18 protein-coding genes are annotated in these 17,689 nt (G+C 59.5%); 9 read left to right on the top strand and 9 right to left on the bottom strand.

Annotated elements, in window-relative coordinates:
- Positions 1 to 3 precede the first annotated feature (3 nt).
- The 8 genes from lptC (at position 4) to M5B43_RS04045 (ending at position 5,503) form a co-directional block, all read left to right on the top strand.
- Positions 4 to 576 carry an LPS export ABC transporter periplasmic protein LptC gene (lptC, locus tag M5B43_RS04010; protein ID WP_248748886.1) on the top strand — a complete coding sequence of 191 codons (573 nt, stop codon included), beginning with the start codon at positions 4 to 6 and terminating at the stop codon, positions 574 to 576.
- Positions 563 to 1,096 (top strand): lipopolysaccharide transport periplasmic protein LptA, encoded by a 534-nt coding sequence (lptA, locus tag M5B43_RS04015; RefSeq protein ID WP_248748887.1) that lies wholly within the window; start codon positions 563 to 565, stop codon positions 1,094 to 1,096. Before lptC ends, lptA begins: the two co-directional genes overlap by 14 nt.
- Entirely contained in the window at positions 1,096 to 1,821 is a 726-nt protein-coding gene (gene lptB / locus M5B43_RS04020; protein WP_248748888.1) for an LPS export ABC transporter ATP-binding protein, read from the top strand. Before lptA ends, lptB begins: the two co-directional genes overlap by 1 nt.
- Before the next feature lie 184 nt (positions 1,822 to 2,005).
- Positions 2,006 to 3,499: an RNA polymerase factor sigma-54 gene (locus M5B43_RS04025; protein ID WP_248748889.1), complete on the top strand. Its 1,494-nt coding sequence runs from the start codon at positions 2,006 to 2,008 to the stop codon at positions 3,497 to 3,499.
- A 74-nt stretch (positions 3,500 to 3,573) separates the two neighbouring features.
- Entirely contained in the window at positions 3,574 to 3,879 is a 306-nt protein-coding gene (raiA, locus tag M5B43_RS04030; protein ID WP_003171804.1) for a ribosome-associated translation inhibitor RaiA, read from the top strand.
- A gap of 10 nt (positions 3,880 to 3,889) precedes the next feature.
- A complete protein-coding gene (ptsN, locus tag M5B43_RS04035; RefSeq protein WP_248748890.1) occupies positions 3,890 to 4,354 on the top strand; it encodes a PTS IIA-like nitrogen regulatory protein PtsN in 465 nt (154 codons plus the stop codon).
- A 2-nt stretch (positions 4,355 to 4,356) separates the two neighbouring features.
- The gene (gene rapZ / locus M5B43_RS04040; RefSeq protein WP_248748891.1) at positions 4,357 to 5,214 is read left to right on the top strand and encodes an RNase adapter RapZ; all 858 of its coding nucleotides are present in this window, start codon (positions 4,357 to 4,359) and stop codon (positions 5,212 to 5,214) included.
- A 16-nt stretch (positions 5,215 to 5,230) separates the two neighbouring features.
- Positions 5,231 to 5,503 (top strand): HPr family phosphocarrier protein, encoded by a 273-nt coding sequence (locus tag M5B43_RS04045; RefSeq protein ID WP_248748892.1) that lies wholly within the window; start codon positions 5,231 to 5,233, stop codon positions 5,501 to 5,503.
- A 37-nt stretch (positions 5,504 to 5,540) separates the two neighbouring features.
- Here the strand turns inward: M5B43_RS04045 and M5B43_RS04050 are convergent, their stop codons facing one another.
- The 6 genes from M5B43_RS04050 to pmbA all read right to left on the bottom strand — a co-directional run bounded on the left by M5B43_RS04050 (position 5,541) and on the right by pmbA (position 10,792).
- Positions 5,541 to 6,434 (bottom strand): ZIP family metal transporter, encoded by an 894-nt coding sequence (locus M5B43_RS04050; protein ID WP_248748893.1) that lies wholly within the window; start codon positions 6,432 to 6,434, stop codon positions 5,541 to 5,543.
- Between the two features lie 34 nt (positions 6,435 to 6,468).
- Complete coding sequence (locus M5B43_RS04055; RefSeq protein WP_248748894.1) at positions 6,469 to 7,080, bottom strand: superoxide dismutase; 612 nt, start codon at positions 7,078 to 7,080, stop codon at positions 6,469 to 6,471.
- A 1-nt stretch (position 7,081) separates the two neighbouring features.
- Positions 7,082 to 7,510, bottom strand: coding sequence for a hypothetical protein (locus M5B43_RS04060; protein WP_248748895.1), 429 nt, complete (start codon positions 7,508 to 7,510; stop codon positions 7,082 to 7,084).
- A gap of 27 nt (positions 7,511 to 7,537) precedes the next feature.
- Positions 7,538 to 8,914, bottom strand: a complete 1,377-nt coding sequence (locus M5B43_RS04065) for a class II fumarate hydratase (RefSeq protein ID WP_248748896.1) — start codon at positions 8,912 to 8,914, stop codon at positions 7,538 to 7,540.
- Positions 8,907 to 9,302, bottom strand: coding sequence for a FagA protein (locus M5B43_RS04070; RefSeq protein WP_248748897.1), 396 nt, complete (start codon positions 9,300 to 9,302; stop codon positions 8,907 to 8,909). The genes M5B43_RS04065 and M5B43_RS04070 overlap by 8 nt, the downstream gene beginning before the upstream one ends.
- Before the next feature lie 143 nt (positions 9,303 to 9,445).
- Complete coding sequence (pmbA, locus tag M5B43_RS04075; protein WP_248748898.1) at positions 9,446 to 10,792, bottom strand: metalloprotease PmbA; 1,347 nt, start codon at positions 10,790 to 10,792, stop codon at positions 9,446 to 9,448.
- Between the two features lie 108 nt (positions 10,793 to 10,900).
- Between pmbA and yjgA the strand changes: the two genes are divergently transcribed.
- Positions 10,901 to 11,422 carry a ribosome biogenesis factor YjgA gene (gene yjgA / locus M5B43_RS04080; RefSeq protein ID WP_248748899.1) on the top strand — a complete coding sequence of 174 codons (522 nt, stop codon included), beginning with the start codon at positions 10,901 to 10,903 and terminating at the stop codon, positions 11,420 to 11,422.
- Positions 11,423 to 11,467: 45 nt separating this feature from the next.
- Here yjgA and tldD read toward each other — a convergent pair whose 3' ends face one another.
- The 3 genes from tldD to M5B43_RS04095 are packed head-to-tail and all read right to left on the bottom strand — an operon-like array spanning position 11,468 to position 17,639.
- A complete protein-coding gene (tldD, locus tag M5B43_RS04085; RefSeq protein ID WP_248748900.1) occupies positions 11,468 to 12,910 on the bottom strand; it encodes a metalloprotease TldD in 1,443 nt (480 codons plus the stop codon).
- 16 nt (positions 12,911 to 12,926) lie between these two features.
- On the bottom strand, positions 12,927 to 13,775 hold the full coding sequence (locus M5B43_RS04090) for a carbon-nitrogen hydrolase family protein (RefSeq protein ID WP_248748901.1): 849 nt from the start codon (positions 13,773 to 13,775) through the stop codon (positions 12,927 to 12,929).
- Positions 13,776 to 13,823: 48 nt separating this feature from the next.
- Positions 13,824 to 17,639 (bottom strand): YhdP family protein, encoded by a 3,816-nt coding sequence (locus M5B43_RS04095; RefSeq protein WP_248748902.1) that lies wholly within the window; start codon positions 17,637 to 17,639, stop codon positions 13,824 to 13,826.
- Positions 17,640 to 17,689: the final 50 nt, after the last annotated feature.

Raw genomic sequence — 17,689 nt, forward strand, 5'->3', positions numbered from 1 at the left:
TATATGCTGAGCAAAAAGATTCGCAACTTCCTGCTATTCGGGGTCATCGCCGCGCTGTTCCTTGCGGTGGGCTACTGGAATATCAGCCCGGAGCGCTTCCTCGACAAACCTGTTGCACAGGTTGATGAAGGTGCTATCGACTATTACGCCACCCATGCCTATAGCGTGCAGTTCCTGCCTGACGGCAAAGTGCAGTATGAGATGACCGCCGACAAGGTCGAACATCTGAAGGCCTCCGAGGTCACTTTGCTGACCAATCCGGACATGAACCTGTACCGCGGCACCGAGTTCCCCTGGCATGTCACGAGCCTGCGTGGCGAGGTCAACCCGGACGGCACCCAAGTAGAATTGATCGACTCGGTGCGCGTTGCGCGTACCGACGAACAGAACCGCGACACCATCATTACCAGCAGTCGCATGACCGTATTCCCACAACAGCAATATGCGCAGACCGAGCAAGACGTTAGAATCGACGGCGCTGGCGGTGTATCGACTGGCAAGGGAATGAAAGCGTATTTGAAAGAAAGCAGGATACACCTGCTATCGAACGTAAGAGGACAGTATGAGGCTCGTTAAAACCCTCCCTATTTTGCTCGGTCTGGGCGCAGCACTGGGAAGCGTGAGCGCCTGGGCTCTGCCGAACGATAGCCAGCAACCGATCCACATTCAGGCCAACGATGCCCAGCTGGATGACAAGCAAGGCGTCGCGACCTATACCGGCGATGTGATCATTACCCAGGGCTCGATGAAGATCACCGGTAACACGGTGACGCTCACGCGCACCAAGACCGGTGACATCGATGTCGTCACCTCGGTGGGTAACCTGGCCTATTTCGAACAGAAGCAGGCCGCTGCCGATCCTGGCCCGATGAAAGGCTACGGCAAGACCATTCAGTATCACGCCCAGCAAAACCGTATCATCCTGATCGACCAGGCCAAGGTCATCAGCACCGACGGCAACACCACGGAAGGTGAAAAAATCACCTATGACACCGTGAAACAGATCGCTAGCGCCGGTCGCGCCAATGGCAACAAGGTCACCGCACCTCGCCCGCGCATCGACATGGTTATCCAGCCGAAGAAGAAGGCCGAGTAATGGCAACCCTGAAAGCCCAGCATCTGGCCAAGGCCTATAAAAGCCGTCAGGTCGTTCGCGATGTGAGCCTGTCGATCGACAGCGGCCAGATCGTCGGCTTGCTCGGCCCCAACGGTGCCGGCAAGACCACTTGCTTCTATATGATCGTCGGGCTGGTCCAGGCAGACCAGGGGCGCGTACTGATCGATGACCTGGACGTCAGTCACCAGCCGATGCACGGTCGTGCGCGCGCGGGTATCGGCTATCTTCCCCAGGAGGCGTCGATCTTCCGCAAACTGTCGGTTGCCGACAACATCATGGCGATCCTCGAGACCCGCAAGGAACTCGACCGTGACGGCCGTCGCAAAGAGCTGGAAAGCCTGCTGCAGGAATTCCACATCAACCACATTCGTGACAACCTCGGCATGAGCTTGTCCGGTGGTGAGCGCCGCCGTGTCGAAATCGCCCGCGCCCTGGCGACCGCGCCGAAGTTCATCCTGCTCGACGAACCGTTTGCCGGCGTTGACCCGATCTCGGTTGGCGACATCAAGCAGATCATTCACCACCTCAAGGCCAAGGGCATCGGCGTTCTGATCACCGACCACAACGTCCGCGAGACCCTCGACATCTGTGAAACTGCTTATATCGTCAATGACGGCCAACTGATCGCCGAAGGCGATGCCGCCACCATCCTGGCCAACGACCTGGTCAAGGAAGTGTACCTGGGCCACGAGTTCCGCCTGTAATCACGGTGGCATCAGGGTTACGCACCAAGACGCGCGGGAAGCAATAAAAACCTCATTTTTTTATTGTTACCGCGCTCTAGGCAAAGGCCCCGATATCAGGCATATAATTTGCTTATGTTTGGCGCTCACGCGCCCTGTCGTGGATGGCGCATTGCGCCGGCGAATAAGGTGTTAAGCCCCTGCCATGAAACCATCGCTAGTCCTGAGAATGGGCCAGCAGCTGACGATGACACCGCAGCTGCAACAGGCCATCCGCCTGCTCCAATTGTCGACCCTGGACCTGCAACAGGAAATCCAGGAAGCCTTGGAGTCCAATCCGATGCTCGAACGCCAGGAAGAAGGCGACGACTTCGATAATGCAGACCCGCTGGCCGACAACATCGAGCAAAAACCCAACACCGACGTGCAGGAACCGTCCTATCAGGAAACCGCCCCTACGGTGGACAACCTTGAGGAAGGCGAATGGAACGAACGTATTCCCAACGAACTTCCCGTGGACACCGCCTGGGAAGACGTCTACCAGACCAGCGCCAGCAGCCTGCCCAGCAGTGATGATGACGAGTGGGACTTCACCACCCGGACATCCGCTGGCGAAAGCCTGCAAAGCCATTTGTTGTGGCAACTGAACCTGGCGCCAATGTCCGACACCGATCGCCTGATCGCTGTCACCCTGATCGACTGCATCAATAATCAGGGCTACCTGGACGAAACCCTTGATGAAATCCTCGAGGCCTTCGACCCGGAACTGGACATCGAGCTGGACGAAATCGAAGCCGTCCTGCATCGCATCCAGCAATTTGAGCCGGCCGGCATCGGCGCACGCACCCTCAGCGAATGCCTGCTGCTGCAACTGCGTCAACTGCCTGCCAAGACGTCCTGGCTTGCCGAAGCCCAACGCCTGGTTAGCGACTACATCGACCTGTTGGGCAGCCGCGACTATAGCCAGCTGATGCGCCGCATGAAGCTCAAGGAAGACGATTTGCGCCAGGTCATCGAACTGGTGCAGAGCCTCAACCCACGTCCGGGCTCGCAGATCGAATCCAGCGAAGCCGAATACGTCGTCCCTGATGTGATCGTACGCAAGGATAACGAACGCTGGCTGGTGGAGCTGAACCAGGAGTCGGTGCCACGCCTGCGGGTCAACCCGCAATACGCCGGTTTTGTGCGTCGCGCCGATACCAGCGCCGATAACACCTTCATGCGCAACCAACTGCAGGAGGCGCGCTGGTTCATCAAGAGCCTGCAAAGCCGCAACGAAACCCTGATGAAGGTCGCGACCCAAATCGTCGAACACCAGCGCGGCTTTCTGGAATACGGCGACGAGGCAATGAAACCGCTGGTGCTGCACGATATTGCCGAAGCAGTCGGCATGCATGAGTCAACGATTTCCCGGGTGACCACGCAGAAATTCATGCATACCCCACGGGGTATTTATGAGCTGAAATACTTTTTCTCCAGCCACGTCAGCACCTCCGAAGGCGGCGAATGCTCGTCCACGGCGATCCGCGCGATCATCAAAAAACTGGTTGCTGCGGAAAATCAGAAAAAGCCGTTGAGTGACAGCAAGATCGCTGGTTTACTGGAGGCACAAGGCATTCAGGTCGCCCGTCGAACCGTCGCCAAGTACCGCGAGTCCCTCGGGATCGCGCCTTCCAGCGAGCGTAAGCGTTTGATGTGACGGGCGGGCCATAGCGTTCCAGTGGCAGGCGTTTTGCCTGCCGCTTTATGCACTGGCAACGAAGGAGAAGCTGCATGCAAGTCAACATCAGTGGACACCAGCTGGAAGTCACCAAGCCCCTGCGTGAATACACCGAGAGCAAGCTTAATAAGCTTGCGGGGCATTTTGACAAGATCACCAATGTGCAGGTCATCATGGAGGTCGATAAGCTCAAGCAGAAAATCGAGGCCACCCTGCACGTACCGAATGCCAAACTCGTCGCCAATGCGGAACATGAAGACATGTACGCGGCGATTGACTCGCTCTACGACAAGCTCGACCGCCAACTCATAAAGCATAAGGAAAAGAATCTGCACCTGATGCAAGGTACAGGTCGTTAACTCTCCCCCCATGATCCGACTTGAAACCATCCTGACCCCCGGCCGTTCCCTTGTGAACGTGCCGGGCGGCAGTAAAAAGCGCGCCCTCGAACAAATTGCCAACCTGATCGGCCGCGAAGTGCCCGAATTGGACACGCAAGCTGTGTACGAAGCGTTGATCGCCCGTGAAAAACTCGGCTCGACCGGTTTTGGCAACGGCATCGCCATTCCTCACTGCCGGCTCAAAGGGTGCGAAAACCCCGTCAGCGCCCTGCTGCACCTGGACCACCCCATTGATTTCGACGCTATCGACGGCGCCCCGGTTGACCTGCTGTTCGTGCTGCTGGTCCCGGAAGCCGCCACCGACGCGCACCTGGAACTGCTTCGGCAGATCGCCAGCATGCTCGACCGCAAGGAAGTACGCGACAAACTGCGCAGCGCCAAGGGCAATGAGGCGTTGTATCAGGTTGTCCTGGATGAACAAAACGGGCAGTAATCATGCGTTTGATCATCGTCAGCGGCCGTTCCGGCTCAGGTAAAAGCACCGCCCTCAATGTGCTTGAGGACAGCGGTTTCTATTGCATCGACAACCTGCCAGCCGGCCTGCTGCCGGAATTGGCGGAGCGCGCCCTGATTCACACCGAATTGCCGCAACCCCTGGTTGCCGTATCGATTGACGCCCGCAACCTGCCCAGCCACCTCTCGCGGTTCCCGGAACTGCTGGAGGAAGTGCGCGCCAAGCACATTCATTGCGATGTGTTGTACCTGGACGCCGATGAAGAAACCCTGCTCAAGCGTTTTTCCGAAACCCGCCGACGCCACCCCCTGAGCACACCTCAGCGCTCACTGGCCGAAGCCATTGAGGACGAGACCAAACTGCTTGGGCCGATCATTGACCTGGCCGACCTGAAGATCAACACCACCAATCTGAACCTGTATCAACTGCGCGACGCGATCAAGCTGCGCCTGCTGAACCAGCCAGAACCAGGTACAGCGTTTCTGGTGGAGTCGTTTGGCTTCAAGCGTGGCATGCCAGTCGATGCCGACCTGGTGTTCGACGTGCGCTGCCTGCCCAACCCTTATTGGAAGCCGGAGTTGCGTGATCAGTCGGGGCTCGATCAGCCAGTGATTGACTACCTGGCAGCTCAGCCGGATGTGGAAGAGATGTTCCAGGACATCTCCAGCTACCTGCTCAAATGGTTGCCACGTTTTGCCGCAAGTAATCGCGCCTATGTCACCATTGCCATTGGCTGTACCGGCGGCCACCACCGCTCCGTCTATTTGACTGAACGGCTGGGCCAGGTGCTGCAACAAACCCTCAAGAACGTCCAGGTTCGCCACCGCGACCTTAGCTGAAAGGAACACCCCCGCGATGCCCGCTCTGGAAATTGAAATCATCAACAAGCTGGGCTTGCACGCCCGGGCCTCCGCCAAGTTCGTCGGCGTGGCCGGGCAGTTCCCCTGCCAGATCCGCGCCGGGCGCACACCGCAGTCGATGGTCGACGGCAAAAGCATCATGGCCATGATGATGCTGGCTGCCGGCAAGGGCACCAAGATTCACCTGCTGACCGAAGGCGAGCAAGAGCAGGAAGCGATGGACGCCTTGGTGAAGTTGATTAACAACTACTTTGATGAGGGTGAGTAACCTCACCTTTTGAAACAGGTGCGAGGCTGCAATGGCCTCACCCTAATGCCGTGTCCATGACCATCATCAAGCAGAACCCGATACACAGTCCCAGGCTGGCGAGTTTTTCGTGACCATTGCGACGCGACTCGGGGATGACCTCGTGAGTCACGACCAGCAACATCGCCCCGGCGGCCAGCGCCAGCCCCAGTGGCAACAAAACCTCCGCCAGGCTCACCAACCACGCGCAGAGCACTGCAAATACCGGTTCGACCAAACCTGATGCAGCCCCAATCAGGAACGCCTTGACCCGCGACATCCCGGCCCCCGCCAGTACCAGCGCAATCACCAGACCTTCCGGCACATCCTGCAAGGCGATCCCCATGGCCAGGCTGTCAGCATCCGGGATACCACCGCCGGCAGAAACACCTACGGCCATGCCCTCCGGAATATTATGAGCAATGATGGCAAACACAAACAGCCAGATACGTGGCGGGATGACCGGCTTATCCGGCGTGCCCATCAACCTCTCCGGGCTGCCACCAGAGACCTTGCGGTCCACCAGGTACAGGCCGAACGCCCCAAGCATGATGCCGAAGCTGATCAAGCCGCTGGCGCCCCAAGGTGAAAGCCCCAAGCTTTCAGCGGCAGCAATGCCGGGTACGATCAGCGAAAACGCCGTCGCCGCCAACATGACCCCGGCACCAAAACCCAACAACGTATCGCTCAGTGCCACCGGCATTCGGCGTATCACCAAAACCGGCACAGCCCCCAGCGCCGTGCCAAGCGCGCAGACCGCCCCGCCCTGCAAGGCGCGCAGGATGCGAGGCTCCAGGTTCAGCCAGGCCAGCCCTTGGGCCACCAGCAATGCAGTGCCTGCCAATACCAGCAGCGAACCTAACGCATAACGAAACATTCGCACGCTGCTGATCGCCAGTGTTTCAGTGCCCATAGCCAGCCTTAGATCTTGTTGTAAAAGGGAAATGTCAGGCCAGGGTGGCCTCGTAGCGCGTGGCAACTTCCTGCCAGTTGATGACGCTGTAGAAAGCATTGATGTATTCCGGGCGGCGGTTCTGGTACAGCAGGTAGTAAGCGTGCTCCCAGACGTCAAGACCGAGGATCGGTGTGTTGCCACTCATGAGCGGGCTGTCCTGGTTGCCACTGCTTTCTACCACCAGCGTCTTGTGCGGCGTGACGCTCAACCAGGCCCAGCCACTGCCGAAGCGAGTCAAGGCCGCCTTGGTGAAAGCCTCCTTGAAACGATCGAAGCCGCCCAATTGCGCGTCGATAGCCGCGCCCAACACGCCGCCAGGTTTGCCGCCGCCCTGGGGCGACATGACCGCCCAGAACAGCGAGTGGTTGGCATGACCACCGCCTTGGTTAATCACCGCCGCGCGCAGTTTTTCCGGCAGTTGCTGGACACTGGAGACCAGCCTCTCCACAGGCCAACCGGCGAACTCCGTCCCCTCGACCGCGGCATTTAAGTTATTGATATAAGTCTGGTGGTGCTTGGTGTAGTGAATCTCCATGGTTTGCGCATCGATATGCGGCTCCAGCGCATCGTAGGCATAGGGCAACTCAGGCAAGGTGTAGGTCATGTCAGTGTGCTCCGTAATAAGGCGTGGTCGGTTGCGGTACCGAACCGCCCAATAAGCGATGAGTGCGCGGGTACTCGCCGTGATCGCTGATGAAGTTCAACAGCTCGACATAGGTCTTGCTGCTCTGGCGCAAAGCCGCCTGGCGCAGTTGCGGGCTGAGGCGCGCGTCCTGCATGGTCTGCAGCAAACGCTGGTGTATGGCACAGAGGTACTCCGCACTTTCCTCTGGCTGGTTCAGGCGCAAGTGCAGGTCAGCAAGGTTGTGATGGGAAATGACACACGCCGCCACTGCTTCATCGGCATCCGCCCAACGCTCGAACAACACCTGGGCCAGGGCAAGGGCTTGTAAATAGGCCTCGCGAGCGTCAACCAGTTCGCCGGCCATAAAGCAGCGATTGGCCCGCTCGATCGTGCGTTTCCAGTGCTCCATGGTGAGCCTCCACAGCAGAGTCAGTGATTACACGCCACCCGCCGTGAGCTTTTCCGGGTCCAGCAGGACTTCCAGTTGGCTACGAGGCAAGTCGGTGTGCTCGAGGGCGACATCAATGACCGGACGACCTTGCTGATAAGCCTGCTTGGCGATTTCAGCGGCCTTTTGGTAACCAATGATCGGGTTAAGGGCAGTGACCAGAATCGGGTTGCGCGACAGTGCCTCCTTGAGCTTGGTTTCGTTGACTTTGAAGCTGGCAATCGCCTTGTCCGCCAACAAACGACTGGCGTTGGCCAGCAGCTCAAGGCTGCTGAGCAGGTTCTGGGCGATGATCGGCAGCATCACGTTCAGTTCAAAGTTGCCCGATTGGCCGGCCACCGTGATCACCGTGTCATTACCGATGACTTGTGCGGCCACCATGGCCGTCGCTTCCGGGATCACCGGATTGACCTTGCCGGGCATGATCGATGAGCCCGGCTGCAGCCCTTCGAGTTCGATTTCGCCAAGACCGGCCAAGGGGCCAGAGTTCATCCAGCGCAGGTCGTTGGCGATTTTCATCAGCGACACAGCCGTTGCTTTCAATTGACCGGAGACTGCAACGGCGGTGTCCTGGGAGCTGATCAACGCAAACAGGTTCTTACCCGGCGTGAACTTCACGCCAGTCAGGGTGCTCAGTTGCTCGCTGAAGCGCACTGCAAACTCGGGGTGCGCATTAATCCCGGTGCCGACTGCCGTACCGCCTTGGGCCAGCGCTTGCAAACTCGGCAGCAGGTCTTGCAGGTGGCTGATATTGGCCTTGAGCTGTTGCGACCAGCCGTTAAGCACCTGGCTCATGCGTACGGGCATGGCGTCCATCAGGTGTGTGCGACCGGTTTTGATGAACGGGTGAACCGCTTCGGCCTTCTGCTCGATCACCTGCACCAGGTGCCAAAGGGCCGGCAACGTTTGCTCATGCAGCACCAGCGCGGCACTGACGTGGATGGTGGTCGGGATGATGTCATTACTGCTTTGACCGCAATTGACGTGATCATTAGGGTTGATCGCCTCGCCGAGCAAACGACTGGCAAGGGTCGCAATCACTTCGTTGGCGTTCATGTTGGAGCTGGTGCCGGAGCCCGTCTGGAAGATATCCACAGGGAAGTGCGGCATGTAATCACCCTCCAGCAAGCCCTGGGCGGCGTCGACAATGGCTTTGCCCTGCCCTTCGCTGATCTGCTTGAGGTCGACATTGACCTTGGCGGCGGCGGCTTTGGCCAGAATCAGGGCGCGGATGAATTGCGCCGGCATGGGTTGATGGCTGATCGGGAAGTTATTCACCGCGCGCTGGGTTTGCGCGCCGTACAACGCCTCGGCGGGGACTCGCAGTTCGCCCATGCTGTCGCGTTCGATACGGGTATTACTCATCGGAAGATCCTTGCACCAAGTCGGAGTGAGAAAGTGATGGCCGCAATTCGCAGGTCGCCAATTGCCAGGCAAACGTCTGCCAACGCTTGAGGCGGCAGGCGCAGCGGGAGAGTTTTTCGAGGTCGCGCAAGGGGCGCCACGCCTGGTCCAGGCACAGGGATCGCCAGTGCCAGGGCAGCGCAATGTCGCTGGCGGTGTCGATCAGCAGGCGAAATGATGTTTCGGCGATGGTCCACGGATGAGTGGCGGTACAGCACGCCAGGTATCGCCCCTCATTGAGGTAATGTTCGATCAGGCGAGGTTCATTAGGATCGAGGCCGCAGCGAATCTGACGACTCATCCAGCGCCAGCTTTCCAGGTACGGATCCTCATGCAGGACAGAACTCATGATCCACACTCATTCAGTAATGATATTCATTATTAAATGATATTAAGAATCAAAACAAGAGCGCCGCATAGTCCATCTATGACACAGGCAAAAAAAAGGCGCGCTATCGGTAAGATGGCGCGCCTTCTTGAGTGTTGGAGAGCTTAGCTACCGGCGACAGTCATTCGCTCAATCAACACTGAGCCCGTGCGAATGTTGCTGCGCAGTTCCAGGTCATTACCCACCGCCACAATCTGCTTGAACATGTCACGCAGGTTGCCGGCAATGGTGACTTCCTGAACGGCAAATTGAATTTCGCCGTTCTCCACCCAGAACCCCGCCGCGCCACGGGAGTAATCGCCCGTGACCATGTTCAGGCCATGCCCCATCAGCTCAGTCACCAGCAGGCCACGCCCCATGCGCCGTAACAGCGCCACCTGATCTTCGTCGCCGTGGGTCACGAACAGGTTGTGAACGCCACCGGCGTTGGCGGTGCTCGGCAGGCCGAGTTTGCGACCGGCGTAAGTGCCCAATACATAGGACACCAACTCACCCTTCTCAACGAACGGTTTGGCATAGGTTGCCAAGCCATCGCCGTCGAACGACGAGCTGCCCATGGCCCGCATCAGATGCGGGCGCTCATCGATAGTCAGCCACTCGGGAAACAACTTTTGCCCGATAGCCCCCTCAAGAAACGAGGATTTTCGATACAGGTTGCCACCGGAAATAGCCCCCAGGAAGCTCCCGAACAACCCACCGGCCAGCTCTGCCGAAAACAGCACCGGCACTTCGCACGTCGGCACCGGACGCGCGCCCAAACGGCTCGCTGCCCGTTGCGCAGCACGCTGGCCAATGCTCACCGGGTCGGCCAGCAATTCGCCCTGACGGTTAACGTCGTACCAGTAATCACGCTGCATCTGGCCATTGGCTTCGGCAATCATCACGCAGCTCAAGCTATGGCGGGTAGAGGCATAACCTCCGATAAAACCATGGCTGTTGCCGTATACACGACACCCCTGATGAGTGCTCAGCGTGGTGCCGTCAGCATTTTTGATCCGGGCATCGGCGTCAAAAGCCGCTGCCTCACAAGTCAGCGCTTGCTCAATAGCCTGTTCCGGTGTGATGTCCCACGCGTGAAACAGATCGAAATCCTTCAACTCCTTAGCCATCAGCGCCTTGTCGGCCAGGCCCGAGCTTTCGTCTTCGGACGTATGCTTGGCAATCGCCAGCGCAGCGGCAACCGTCTCGCGAATCGCCTCCGGGCCACTGGCCGACGTGCTGGCAGAGCCTTTGCGCTGGCCCACATACAATGTGATGCCAAATCCCTGGTCGCGGTTGAATTCGACGGTTTCCACTTCCCGCTGACGTACCGACGTCGACAGCCCCTGCTCCAGCGACACCGCTACTTCACAGGCGCTGGCCCCCTGGCGCTTGGCCTCGGCAAGGATCTGCTCGACTTGTTCCTGCAGTGCCGGTAACGCTTGCGGACCGACGCTTTGGGCTGCACTCATGGTTTTCTCCACTCAAATTCTGCTTTCGGTTAAGGCCATCGAGCGACCGGGCCGGACAAGCGGCCCCCGACTGGTTATCATGGCGGCGTTTCTTTGCGGACTGCCACCATGGTTGATTCTTACGACGACTCCCTCGATGGGGAGAAAAGCAAAACCCAGGTCAAACGCGAGCTGCATGCGCTGGTTGACCTCGGCGAGCGCCTTACAACGCTCAAGCCGGACTTGATTGCAAAACTGCCACTGACCGACGAAATGCGCCGGGCTCTGGCGGATGCGCCCAAGCACACCGCGAATATCGCGCGTAAACGGCACATCTCGTTTATCGGCAAGCTGATGCGCGACCAGGACACTGACGCCATTCTGACTCTGCTCGATCAACTGGATGCCTCCACTCGCCAGTACAACGAACGCTTCCATAACCTGGAACGTTGGCGTGACCGCCTGATCTCGGGCGATGACGCAGTACTGGAGAAATTCGTGGTGGACTATCCGGACGCCGATCGCCAGCAACTGCGCTCCCTGATTCGTCAGGCCCAGCACGAACTGGCGCAAAACAAGGCACCGGCTACCAGCCGTAAAATCTTCAAGTACATCCGTGAGCTGGACGAGACTCAACGCGGCCTGCGCTGATCCTCTTCCCCGGGTGGCGGTCTTCGCCACCCGAAGCTCCATGCCTTACGACCCCGTGCCACCCACGGTGATCGCATCAATTTTCAGGGTCGGCTGGCCGACACCCACCGGCACCGACTGCCCGTCTTTCCCGCACGTGCCCACACCACTGTCCAGTGCCAGGTCGTTGCCGACCATCGACACCTTGCTCATGGCCTCAGGCCCGTTACCAATCAACGTCGCCCCTTTGACCGGCGCGGTAATCTTGCCGTCTTCGATCAAGTACGCCTCGCTGGTGGAGAACACGAACTTGCCACTGGTGATATCCACCTGGCCACCGCCGAGGTTGGCGCAGTAGATACCGCGCTTCACAGAAGCAATGATTTCCGCCGGATCGCTTTGGCCACCCAGCATGTAGGTGTTGGTCATGCGCGGCATCGGCAGGTGTGCGTAGGACTCACGACGACCGTTACCGGTGCGTGCCACACCCATCAGGCGAGCATTGAGCTTGTCTTGCATATAGCCCTTGAGCACGCCGTTTTCGATCAGCGTGGTGCACTCGGTCGGCGTACCTTCGTCATCGACGCTCAGCGAGCCACGGCGACCGGCCAGGGTGCCGTCATCGACAATGGTGCACAGCTTGGACGCAACCCTCTCGCCCATGCGACCGCTGTAGGCGGAGCTGCCCTTACGGTTGAAGTCACCTTCCAGGCCATGGCCCACGGCCTCATGCAACAACACACCGGACCAGCCCGACCCCAATACCACCGGTAATGTCCCCGCCGGCGCCGGGATGGCTTCCAGGTTAACCAGAGCCTGGCGCAGCGCTTCGCGGGCATAGCCCATGGCGCGGTCTTGCGCGAGGAAATAGCGGTAGTCGGTACGCCCGCCACCGCCATGGCCACCGCGTTCGCGGCGACCGTTCTGCTCGACGATCACGCTCACGTTGAAACGCACCAGCGGCCGCACATCCGCCGCCAGGCCACCGTCGGTGGACGCTACGAGGATGCGCTCCCACACACCGGCCATGCTCACGGTCACTTGCTGGATACGCGGGTCCAGCGCCCGGGTAGCGGCGTCGACACGCTTTAGCAACTCGACCTTTTCCGCGCGGCTGATCACCTCCAGTGGGTTATCCGGCGCGTACAACTGAGCCACGTCCTGGGTGCTGAATGCCTGTACCGTGCCGTTCTGGCCGGCACGGGAAATCGAACGTGCCGCCCGAGCAGCCAGGCCCAGGGCCTCCAGGGTAATCGCGTTACTGTAGGCAAAACCGGTTTTTTCACCGGATTGCGCGCGAACGCCTACACCCTGGTCAAGGTTGAAACTGCCTTCCTTGACGATGCCGTCTTCCAGCGACCAGGACTCGGAAATCTGCCCCTGGAAATACAGATCGGCGGCATCGATGCCCGGCCCGGCCAGATCGCCAAGCACGGTTTGCAAGCTTTCGATGGTCACGCCACCGGGTGCCAGGAGGTGTTCACTGACTGAGGACAACAACTCGCTCATAGGTTTGGCCTTAAATTCATCGTTCTGAAGCAGGTCGCTGCGCGCCCTGCGAGAAAAAGCGCCGATGGTTCACCACCGGCATGCGCGCCCGTATCGACGCCTGTTCACTGCTATCGCGCTCGGCCAACAACACCGCTTCGCCAGAATCCTGTTGCTTCAACACTCGCCCCCAAGGATCGACAATCGCCGCATGCCCGAAGGTTTCCCGTGGGCCCGGATGCACGCCACCTTGAGCGGCCGCCAGCAGATAACACTGGGTTTCGATGGCCCGCGCCCGAATCAGCACATCCCAATGCGCGGCACCGGTCACCGCCGTAAAGGCCGAGGGTGCCGTAATCAGTTCAGCCCCCGCTGCGCGTAATTCGCTGTAAAGCTCGGGGAAGCGCAGGTCGTAGCACACCGTCAGGCCCAATCGCCCTACCGGCGTGTCCGCCACCACGACATGGTTACCGAAAGCATAGTCGTCGGATTCACGATAACGACCTCGAGCATCGGCTACGTCGACATCAAACAGGTGCAGCTTGTCGTAACGGGCGACGACTTCGCCCCGATCATCGATCAGCAGCGAGCAGGCGTTGGACTTGGCGTTCGGTTGGCCCTTGGGCGGCAGCGGCAATGTACCTGCCACTATCCATAAGGTGAGGTCGCGGGCGGTCTGTTTCAACCAGGGCAGGATCGGACCTTCCCCCTGTGCCTCGGCGCGGCCGATATCGGCGATGTCACGACGCCCCATGGCGGCGAAATTCTCCGGCAGTACCGCCAGCTTCGCACCACCCGCTGCCGCTTGCTCCAGCAGGCGTCGCGCCTGGGCCAGGTTGGCCAGCACGTCACTCTGGCTGACCATTTGAATTACCGCAAAGGACATGGGCCGACACTCCATAATAGGCATGCGGCCATGCTACTCCACAGGCTCTCAGTTTGGCTTTTCAAATGGCTTGTCGAAGGTGATTTTTGGATCCTTCCACGGGCCCTGCACTTTGTATTGCACGCTGGCGAAGCGCGAAACCCGATCACCAATCAATTTGTCGATCAGGAACAACGCACCACCAATGGCCGGCGCACCGACAATCAGCGCCGCGATAGGCAGGTTGTTGGTGACCGGCAAAGTAACCAGCAGCTTGGCATCGACACGATCAGCCACCAGGTCCAGGGTGCCGTTAAGCTCCAGATTGGTCGATGGCCCGGTCATGGTAATGGGCTCACGGGTCACGAACACACCATTGCTGGCTGCCAGCAAGCCCTTGACTCGGTCGTAGCTCAAGCCTTTGCCAAGCAAGTCAGAGAAGTCCAAGCGCAAACGGCGACCGATGGAGTTGAAGTTAAGCAGGCCGAATACCCGCAACGCCTGCGCGCCCCCTTCCACTTCCACAAACTGCCCTTTACGGAATGACGCGTCCAGGCTACCGGAGAAACGCTTGGGCCCGACCCAGGCCGGCGAACCCGGCCAACGGCCATCCACGTCCAGGTGAAAGTCCTCGCTGGTCACCGTCGGCGCAAAGCCCCAACCCTTGAGGACGTCGGCAATGTTCTTGCCATCAAGTCGCCCCTTGTACCAACTGCTGCTGGCACCCGGTGCACCTTCCCAACCTCCCGCGCCCTTGAGCAACATGCCCTTGAGACCCAGGTCCAGGTTATTGAAGGCCAGGCCCTTGGCAGTTGGACGGATCTTCAGCGACCAGCCCCCCACCAGGTCCGGCCCCTGGAAGAGTTGGTCAATGACGATGTCCAGTGCCGGTATATCCTTGGGATCGATATCAGCCAACGGGTCCGGTGCGTTCTCGTCCGCCTGTGCCGTCGGATCCACTGCCGGCAGCTTCACGTACTTCAGGTTGATCGCAATCGGTGCTCCCTTGGCGTCCGGCAGGTTTACCGTCCCCTTGGCTTGTTGGCTGTCTAGCTGCAGGCCCCAGGCAGCGGGCTTGCGATCAAGTTGCAAGCTGACCTGGTCAAACTGGGTGCCAAAACCGGTCAGTTTGCCCACCTTGAAATCAGCCCCGCTGAGCAGTTGCTTGGCACTCCCGCCCGGGTCATTGCCCGCGTAGCGGTTCACGAGTTTTTTCCACGGGTCGATGTCCAGCTCCGACAGTACGCCACGGATGCGCAGGCCCTTCGCCGCAGGCAATAAAGCACCGCCGTCGCCGAGGAACAGCTCACCGCGCCCTTCGCTGAACTTGTCGGGCGGTGCCGCAAAGGTGAAGCTCGCCAGCTCACCGTAATCAAACCAGTAGCGACGCTCGGCGCCTTGCAAGGTCATACGGAACACGCTGTCACGCCCCTGGCTGGCCGGCATACCGAACGGCGCCGGCAAGTCGACCGCGACCCCCTTCATCGTAGAGCTGACCATCAGTTGGCTATCCGCGCCATCCAGCGTCAGCTGTAATTGGTACGGTATATCACCGGACACCGGCAGCGGCTGGCTGATTTTCAACCAATCCGTGAGTCGCTTGACCGTGACCTGGCCCTTGGCGCTGATACGGGTGCTGAGATTACCCGGCTTGCCATCGGCAAAGATCTGCGCGGTGATCGGCCGCTCGAACGCCTGGGCCGAAATGTTCCGGCCACTCAGGCCCTTGGCGCTGTCGAAGCGGAAATCACCCTTGAGCTGGGTCAAGTCCAGGGTCGGCTCCGCCAATTGCAGGCGCGACTTATCAGTCTTGAAATCCACTACGATCTTAGGCTCGGCGCCCTTGGCCAGGGGTACATCCAAGTCGATGCTGCCTTGCAGGTCGCCCTCGCCCTTCCAGCCGGCAAAGGTGGATGCAGTACCAATGGGCGCCTCCTGGAGGATTTTCAGGCCGTCACCCAAACCGCCGGAAAACCCACCGGTGATCAGCAGATGGCTGTCCTGGCCAGCAGGCGCATGGGGAATATTGACGTAGACGTCCTTGACCTGGGTATCCAGCAATTGGCCCTTGCTGGCCAGAATGCGCACGCCACTTTCTTCGACGAACACGTCGCCATTGACCTTGCTCACATGAGGCCAGCCCGGCTGGAAGGCAAGCTCGGCGTCATGCACCTTGAAGAACAGGCTGATATTGCGCGAAGCCGGCAACGCGTCGTGGTTCAGTGAGCCTTGATACTGGAAGAAACCCTGATCAACCGCGCCTTTGAGGATCGCAGTGCGTAACCACTCATCCAACGACGGGCTCAACACCGCCGGTAAATACTTGGGTGTGAAACGCCCATCACCATCGACCATGCCGACCCGCAGGTCCATGTAGTCTTCCTGGCTGTGGTCGAAGTGCAGGCGAATCAGGAAGTCCGCAGCGACCTTGCCCTCTTCGCCCAGCACCTTGATATACGGGGCTATCAGGGTGAAGCCTTCTTTGTCCAGCGTCCACGTCAGGCGTGCATTGGCCTGGATGTACTGCCAGGGCTTGGCGAAGATCGGGAACAGGTGCAGGGAAAAGTCCTTGCTGTCCATGCGCAACTCGCCATGCCCCAAGTCGCCGCTGATACTGCCGGACACGTTACGTGCGGCAGGTGCGCCGAAATAGGCATCAAACCCGATGCGCTCAAGGTTGGCGGCAAAGCTGAGTTTTTGGTCGGTGGTGTCTTGTGGCCGCAAGTCCACCAGCACATTGCGCAACAGGCCGGTGGCCTTCAAATGCTCAAGGGCCGTGGCGAAACCTTCGGGTAATGGCGCCAAGGCATTCAGCAGCGGTGTGATAGGGGTCAGGTCGAGACGATCGGCCTGCAGCTTCCACACTTCCAGGTCTTTATCGGTAGCCAGGCTTTGCTGCAATTGCAGGCGTGATTCCCAGCGGGTTTCCCCAATGTTCAGCGCCAGCGTATCAAACAGCACCTGGAGGCCACCCTCGCGACGTTGCAGATAAGCCGTCAGGGCGAGGTTCTCGAGGTGCACGGGCTTGCGGTCAGCGTAACTGCCCTTCACTTGCGGCGAATTGAGGCGCACCGCAGCACTTTGCACAGTGCCTTTGGCCCAACTGAGCCAAAACTCACCACCGGCCTTGAACTGCGTAAGCTTCCATTGCTGGGTCAGCTTGGCGGGGATCCACTTGGCCCAGTCGCTTTGAGGGAGGCTCAGGTAAGCCTCGACTTCAGCGTCTTTCCATTGTTCGGCGCGCATGCGGCTACGCAGGCTTAAGGCAAGCGGCTGGCCGTCAGGCAGGGTCAGGCGGGCGTCCAGGCGTTGGTGGGTCATGCCGGTGTGCAGGCTCAAGCCCACATAAGTCAGGGCCAGTGGCTCCTGGCCGAACGGTTGCACGGTGACCTGGCTGTCCAGCAACGACACACGCTTGACCATTTGCATGCGTGTCAGCAACTGTTGCGGGTCCAATGACTGGTCATCCTGAACCGGCAGACCTTGCACCACCCAATGGCCGTCTTTGTCTTCCTTGACGCTCAGTTGCAGGCCACTGACTTCCAGGTGGGCGATGCGTACTTCTCGGGCCATCAAACTGGCCCAGATGTCCGGCACCACTTCGACCTGGTCCAGGCTCAAGGCACTGCTGCCCTCGCCGAGTATCACGTCGTGGGCCAACAACACCGGCGCAAAGCCGCTCCAACGCCCTTCAAGGCTGCCGATATGCAGGGGCATATCCACAGCAGCCTGGGCCTTGGCCTCGACCTCGGCACGGTACTCAGCCACCAGCGGGGCCAATTCACGACCCAGGCTCACGTACACCGCCGCCAATACCAGCAGCAACGCACACAGGCCCAGGCACCAACGGGTCAAAGCGGCAAAAAAGCGTGTCAGACGCTCCATGTCAGGCGACCCTCAAGGCAGTAGTCGGACGGCAGATCAAGGTCTGTCGG

The organism is Pseudomonas sp. MWU15-20650 (genome assembly GCF_023242475.1).
Taxonomy (GTDB): Bacteria; Pseudomonadota; Gammaproteobacteria; order Pseudomonadales; family Pseudomonadaceae; genus Aquipseudomonas.